We start from the raw sequence: 1,346 nt of genomic DNA on the forward strand, positions 1-1,346 counted from the left end.
ATAAGTGACAGCGTCACATTAGTCTAATAAAAAAAAACGAAATAATGGGTAATGACCCACTACTTCGCTTTTTAACAACATTTATTTTAATTGTAGAGAATATAACAAAAAAGAGGTATCACTACTTGTCTAATGCGGATAAAACCACTTTCTTAATATATTGGTATCCAGCCTCAATTTGAGGCTCATCACAGATTTCAGTACTTTTTTATCGTAAGCTGCAATAAATTCAAATGTTTGATAGTTTCCCACTCATTACTATCAAAACCGCACTCAGAACAAAAACTGCGCAGGCGCATCATCACTATTACGAGCGCAAAGTGTTAACAAACTTAAATCTTGCTTATGATGGCTTTTAATAACCAAGTTTTCATAGATTGTTTTATTAAGATTATTTTGTGCTGCTAAGTCCTTATTTCCTTTATTTACAATCGCAAAATTTAATTTATTAAAGTCAGATGAAGATAAAACACGAATATAATAGTGCTCACCTTCTTTTTTCGAAAGCAATCGCTTGATTAAAGAAATGCTCAAGTTTGATACGCGTTTCCCATTGAATTTGCGCATATTTTCCATATCCAGATGAAGTAAAAGGATAGAGTTGATGCACACTCCACATCGAGGCTACTGCTGGTGCGGATTGTATACCATCAATTTCAGGAACATCATCAGCTTGCTCTGGGCATAATCGAGGAGGATTTGTTAAAAAAACGACTAATACGCGCATCTTTAATACATACTACACCCGTAGGATATGGTGAAAATCCCGCTTGAAATGGTTCAAAAGAGACTGAATCAGCGAGAGAAAGTTGTGTGATACTTTCATATATTTCAGATGTCAATTCGAGTAATGGGGCTTCTTTCTTTAATTTCTTACACAAGATCTGATATGGAATAAGATCATAATTATCATCAAGAAATAAACTTTTCATATAACCAAATTGCGATGCATCAATATGGATATAAAATGAATTGTTGTATTTTTCTTCGCACTCTTTTCTTAGTTCAAAAAGAGGTTTTAACTTATCAACACAACCATAAGACGGTGCTCCTAATATTCCTATCACACCAAGAATAGGCTCACCTTGTTCAATTAAACGAAAAACAATGTTGCGTGTTTTTTCAGTATCAGTTTTAAACGTTTCGTCAATAGGCAATGCAATAAGGTTGTCATATCCCAACCCAAGTATATCCATTGCTTTTTCCAAATTCAAACGGGAAACGGGAACCAGCAGTTTTCCTAAATGCGTTTCGTCAATAGGCAATGCAATAAGGTTGTCATATCCCAACCCAAGTATATCCATTGCTTTTTCCAAATTCAAACGGGAAACGGGAACCAGCAGTTT

General features: G+C 34.7%; 1 protein-coding gene and 1 pseudogene. Both read right to left on the bottom strand.

Annotation, left to right across the window (positions count from 1 at the left end):
- Window positions 1-273 precede the first annotated feature (273 nt).
- Window positions 274-567: a hypothetical protein gene (locus BHE89_RS26240; RefSeq protein WP_286146252.1), complete on the bottom strand. Its 294-nt coding sequence runs from the start codon at window positions 565-567 to the stop codon at window positions 274-276.
- 101 nt (window positions 568-668) lie between these two features.
- Window positions 669-1,346, bottom strand: a pseudogene (locus BHE89_RS26245) (pyridoxal-dependent decarboxylase); the annotation flags it as partial.

This window comes from Shigella sp. FC1967, assembly GCF_001743005.1.
Lineage (GTDB): Bacteria > Pseudomonadota > Gammaproteobacteria > Enterobacterales > Enterobacteriaceae > Proteus.

Coding starts and splice junctions, on each gene's coding strand:
- BHE89_RS26240 (WP_286146252.1), bottom strand. CDS start 567: ATGCGCAAATTCAATGGGAAACGCGTATCAAACTTGAGCATTTCTTTA.